Annotated in this window: 4 protein-coding genes; 1 reads left to right on the top strand and 3 read right to left on the bottom strand. The window is 70.9% G+C overall.

Annotation, left to right across the window (positions count from 1 at the left end):
• Nucleotides 1-64: 64 nt before the first annotated feature.
• On the top strand, nucleotides 65-709 hold the full coding sequence (locus AOK22_RS27360; protein WP_055701388.1) for an NAD(P)-dependent oxidoreductase: 645 nt from the start codon (nucleotides 65-67) through the stop codon (nucleotides 707-709).
• Nucleotides 710-847: 138 nt separating this feature from the next.
• Here the strand turns inward: AOK22_RS27360 and AOK22_RS27365 are convergent, their stop codons facing one another.
• From AOK22_RS27365 to AOK22_RS27375, 3 genes are all read right to left on the bottom strand, one after another.
• Nucleotides 848-1,447, bottom strand: a complete 600-nt coding sequence (locus AOK22_RS27365; protein WP_055701389.1) for a hypothetical protein — start codon at nucleotides 1,445-1,447, stop codon at nucleotides 848-850.
• 471 nt (nucleotides 1,448-1,918) lie between these two features.
• On the bottom strand, nucleotides 1,919-3,313 hold the full coding sequence (locus AOK22_RS27370; protein WP_244165034.1) for an acyltransferase family protein: 1,395 nt from the start codon (nucleotides 3,311-3,313) through the stop codon (nucleotides 1,919-1,921).
• On the bottom strand, nucleotides 3,310-5,220 hold a 1,911-nt coding region (locus tag AOK22_RS27375; protein ID WP_055701391.1), incomplete at its 5' end, for a bifunctional polysaccharide deacetylase/glycosyltransferase family 2 protein. The genes AOK22_RS27370 and AOK22_RS27375, both read right to left, overlap by 4 nt.

Here is a 5,220-nt window from a genome sequence, read left to right on the forward strand (position 1 = left end):
CGCGTAACTCCCTTACCCCACACCACACTTCCCCCGGCCCACCCACTCCCAAGGAGCCACCACCATGCGCATCACCGTCTTCGGAGCAGCCGGCAACTCGGGCAGCCGCGTCGTCGCCGAGGCCCTCTCCCGCGGCCACGAGGTCACCGCCGTCGTCCGCGACGCCGCCCGCTTCCCCGCGCTGCACCCGGGCGCCACGCACCGCACGGGTGACGCCAAGAATCCGTCCGAGGTAAGGGAGTTGAGCGCGGACCAGGATGTGGTCGTCAACGCGACCAGACCGTCCCCCGGCCACGAGGCCGACCATCCCGCCATCTCCAGGTCACTCCTGGCGGGCCTGGCCGGAACGGGCGTCCGGCTCCTGGTCATCGGCGGCGCCGGCAGCCTGACGGTCCCCGGCACGGAGGGCGTCCTCGCGATCGACGACACGCGCTACATTCCCACGGCCTGGCGCGCCATCGCCTCGGCGTCCACCGCCCAGTACGACGCGGTCCGCACGACGGACACGGACGTCGACTGGACCTATCTGAGCCCCGCCGCCCTCTTCGAACCGGGCGTACGCACGGGCGAGTTCCGCCTCTTCAAGGACGAACTCCCGGTGGCCGCGGACGGCACCTCGTCCATCTCGATGGAGGACCTGGCGGTGGCCCTCCTGGACGAGGCCGAATCCCCGACCCACTCCCGCACCCGCTTCGCGGTCGGCTACTGAGCCAGGACCCACGGGACGACCGAGCCCCACCCCGCCCCGCGCGCAGCTTCGTCGCGCGGGGCGGGGTGGGGCTTCGGCGTGCAGGAACGGGCCGGAGCACCAGGTACCCCCGCCCGCCACAACCCGCCGGCCTCGCCGCTACTTCGCGGGGAGCTTCCAGACCGCCGGGTCCGCGCCGTCCTTCTCCGCCCAGTGGACCTCAAGGGACTTGGCGCCCGCCGGGACCAGGTACGTCTCGCAGAGGACGTGGCTCTCGCCCTTCTTCCAGCCCTCCAGGTCCAGCTTGTCCTCGCAGCCCGCGGCGTCCTCGGCGGCGCCGATGAGGAGACCGCCGCGCGCGCCGTCCGCGTAGATCTCCGTGGTGTCCGGGGCGTCGGGCGTGTCCGTGAGGGGGGCGCCGCCCTTGTGCGTGTACTTCAGGTGGGCGGTCGCCGCGACCAGGCCCTCGGCACGCTTGGGGTCGGAGACCAGCTTCTTGGTCTCCGCCTCCGTGGCCAGGTCGACCTTCTCGGCGGCGACGTCGTACGTGACCGTGCCGTCGCCCTCCTTCACCTTGCCCGTGGTGCTCTCGCCGGCCGCCAGCGCGGGCGCCTCCTTCGGCTTGGCCTGGGACGAGGCGGCGTCGGACTTCGCGTTGTCGTCCGACTTCTTGTCGTCACCGCCGCCACAGGCGGTCAGCGCGAGGGCGAGCACGGCGACGGGGGCGGCCGCGCGCAGCGCGGTCTTGCGGTAGAGCAAAGCGATCTCCTGGCAGAGGGTGGACCCGCCGGGCCCGCGGGTTCGATCCTCGCGAGCGGCAGGAAGAGCCGTCAGCCTATGAGCCGGTCACAGGGTGCGTCGAGATCGTTACGCTCCATCGCGTACGCGGAGTTGGCGATTGCAATGCCTTGCGGGTGGGGAGCGGCTGGGGCGCCCGGTGCGGGTCCTTTCGGTGTCGCGCACCTTTACTTGCGTAAATCGCGGGGGTTTTGCGCGCAGTCCCGATCCCAAACGCCTCGCGCCCAACCGCGGCATTTACAGTCGCATTTCACTTCATTGCGGGCCACCGCGGGCCGCCGTACCGAGGTAACAGTCGCACAACGCATGAGAGTTGGGCGCCGGTCACCCGGCGCCCAGCCCTCTTCGCTGCAAAGGTCCCGTCAAGAGTGCGAAGAAACCGTGACGGGGAGGGAGGTCGTGTCAGGCCATGTCCCGCCGCGTCAGGCCGTGTCAGGTCTTCGCCGTCCTGCGGCCCCGCGAACCACCGCTGCCCCGCGAACCACTCCTGCCCTTCGGGCCCTTCGAGCCCTTCGTCCCGTTCGGCCACAGCCTCGGACGTCGCTTCGCCGCCAGGTCCTCCACCCAGCCCACGGCCAGGACCATCAGGCCGATCAACGGCCAGACCAGGACCGTCATCCACAGCATGTACGTCGTGTCCAGGGCCGAGCTCCAGCGCTCGTCCTCCATGAACGGCAGGTCGTACGCCTGGTCGATGATCGGCACCGTCGCCATGATCAGGAAGTTGTGCCAGAGGTAGATCGTGACGGCCCTGTTGTTGGAGAGCATCACCAGCTTGTCCCACTTCGCGAGGCGGCCCGGCAGTTCCTGCCACGACGGCGCGTACTGGAGCAGGATGACGACGAACCCGAAGGACCAGGTCGCCTGCGCCAGCGGGATGTCGTTCAGGTCCCAGCCGTCCGGGCCCAGATGACCCGACGCCCACCACAGGCCGAAGGCCATGATGAGGGCCGAGACCGACACCGCGAGGTAGCGCGGCACGCGTGCCAGCACGCCCTCCTGGTGCGCGAAGCCGAGCACCCAGCAACTGCCGTACACCGCGAAGTCCGAGATCGTGTTGCCCGTCTCGCCGGGGATCGTGACGACGCCCGTGCCGACCACCGCCGTCAGCGCGAGCGGGGCGAACAGCGTCGCCCACGGAAGCCTCCGGAACGCCCACAGCAGCAGCGGCGAGGCGATCACGAACCACAGATACGCGCGGATGTACCAGAGCGGGCCCGCCGCCTGCGCGGGCCAGGTGTCCTCCAGGAGGCCCGCCTTGTCCCCCAGGTTCCAGGGAAAGGGCGGCGCCCCCACCGGGAAGACGTAGTTGAGCATGCTGAGCAGGCCCCACGTGCCGCCGTGGTCCGGGTCCTCGGAGACGTTCCACCCGCCCGCGAACAGCAGGGCGAGCGCCACCGCGCTGAACACCCACATGGGCGGCAGGAGCCGGCGGATGCGCCCCCGGATCACGCCCCACGCCGGGCGCTTGAGCGAGCGCGCCATCAGCGAGCCCGCGAGCGCGAACATCACGCCCATGGAGGGGAAGATGATCGTCAGCCAGGCCCAGCCGAACAGGTGGTAGACGACGACGCGGACGAGCGCGAGCGAGCGCAGGAGGTCGAGGTAGCGGTCGCGTCCGCCGCCCCCGCCCGACTCACCTGCCGCCGGGGCCGGGGCAGCCGGGCCAGCGGCGGAGACCGGACCAGCGACGGAGGTCGGCCCCGGCACCGGCGCGGAGTGCGCGGGCGGCGCCGGAGGGGCCACCGGAGCACCGGGGTACCCCACCTGCTGCGCCGGCATCTGCGGCAGCGGCCGCGTCCCCCCGGGTACGTGACTGTGACTCATGCGACGGGCCTCCGTTCACGGCCGCCGGTCCGCTGTCGCGGGATGGAACCGGGCGCCTCCACCACTCCCGTGCGCCGGAGCTTCTGCCAGCGAAGGCGGCCTCCGGTGAGAGCGGTGATCCAGGACTGCAGCAGCACGACGTACATCAGCTGCCGATAGAGGATCTGCTGGAGGGGCAGCGAGATCAGATGGGTCATGCGTTCCCGGTCGAGCCGGAACGCGTACGCGGCGCACACCGCCTGCACGGCGAGCACGCCGAGCCAGGCGGCGACGGTCTTCTGGGTGGGGCCGAAGACCAGGCCGTAGAGCAGGAACACGTCGATGAGGGGCGCGAGCAGCGGGGCGAGCACCATGAAGAGCGAGACCAGCGGCAGCCCGACCCGGCCGAAGCGGCCCGATGGCCCCTTCTCGACGACCGCGCGGCGGTGCTTCCAGATCGCCTGCATCGTGCCGTACGACCAGCGGTAGCGCTGGGACCAGAGCTGCTGGACGGACTCCGGGGCCTCGGTCCAGGCGCGGGCCCGCTCCGCGTAGACGACCCGCCAGCCGTCGCGGTGCAGGGCCATGGTGATGTCGGTGTCCTCGGCGAGCGTGTCGTCGCTCATGCCGCCGACCCGCTCCAGCGCCGAGCGCCGGAAGGCGCCGACCGCGCCGGGGATGGTCGGCATGCAGCGCAGCATGTCGTACATCCGCCGGTCGAGGTTGAAGCCCATCACGTACTCGATGTGCTGCCAGGCGCCGATCAGCGAGTCCCTGTTGCCGACCTTCGCGTTGCCCGCGACGGCGCCCACGCGCGGGTCGCCGAAGGGCTGCACGAGCTCGCGGACGGTGGACTCCTCGAAGACCGTGTCGCCGTCCATCATGACGATGAGGTCGAACCGTGCGTTGGCGATGCCGCGGTTGAGGGCGGCGGGCTTGCCCGCGTTCTGCTGGCGCACCACGCGTACGTTCGGCAGGCGCAGGCCCTCGACGATCCGCGCCGTGCCGTCCGACGAGCCGTCGTCGATGACGACGACCTCGATGGGATGGTCGCTCGCCATCAGGGAACGGACCGTCGCCTCGATGCACTTGGCCTCGTTGTACGCCGGTACGAGGACGGAGACCGGCTCCGTGATCGGCTGCCCCCAGCTGAAGCCGCGTCTGCGCACCCGGCGCGCGTGCACCGCCGACAGCAGCAGCATCAGGCCGAAGCGGGTGAAGACCAGCACGCCGATGACGGCGAGCGCGACGACGAGGCCGTCGGTGATGTGCTCGGAGGCGCCGACCAGGAAGACCCAGGCCTTGCCCTTCCACAGCTCGACGCCGGTGACCCGCGTGTGCGCGCTGGGGGCGTCGAGTGCCTCGGTGAGGTTGCCGAACTCGTAGCCCTGCTTCTGCAGTTCGGGCAGGAAGCGGTCGAGCGCGGCGACGGTCTGGGAGCGGTCGCCGCCGGAGTCGTGCATGAGGACGATGGCGCCCTCGCCGCCCCTGGGCGTGGCACGGCGGATGATCTCGTCGACGCCGGGGCGCTTCCAGTCCTCGCTGTCGGTGTTGTTGACGACGGTGAGATAGCCGCGGCCGCCGATGTACTTCGTCACCGGATAGGACTTGTCGTCCATGGCGTCGGCGAACGAGGAGTACGGCGGCCGGAACAGCGAGGTCCGGATGCCCGCCGCGCCGGCCAGCGCGAGCTGGTTCTGCGAGAGCTCCCAGTCGATGCGGCTCGTGGACTGGTAGGAGAGGTCGGGGTGGTTGAAGGTGTGCAGGCCGACCTCGTGGCCCTCGTCGACCATGCGCCGGACGAGGTCCGGATGGCGCGAGGCCATGGTGCCGGTGACGAAGAAGACTCCGTGCGCGCGGTGTTCCTTCAGGACGTCGAGGACCTTGGGGGTCCACTCCGGGTCCGGGCCGTCGTCGAAGGTCAGCAC

This window comes from Streptomyces silaceus, assembly GCF_001419745.1.
GTDB lineage: Bacteria > Actinomycetota > Actinomycetes > Streptomycetales > Streptomycetaceae > Streptomyces > Streptomyces silaceus.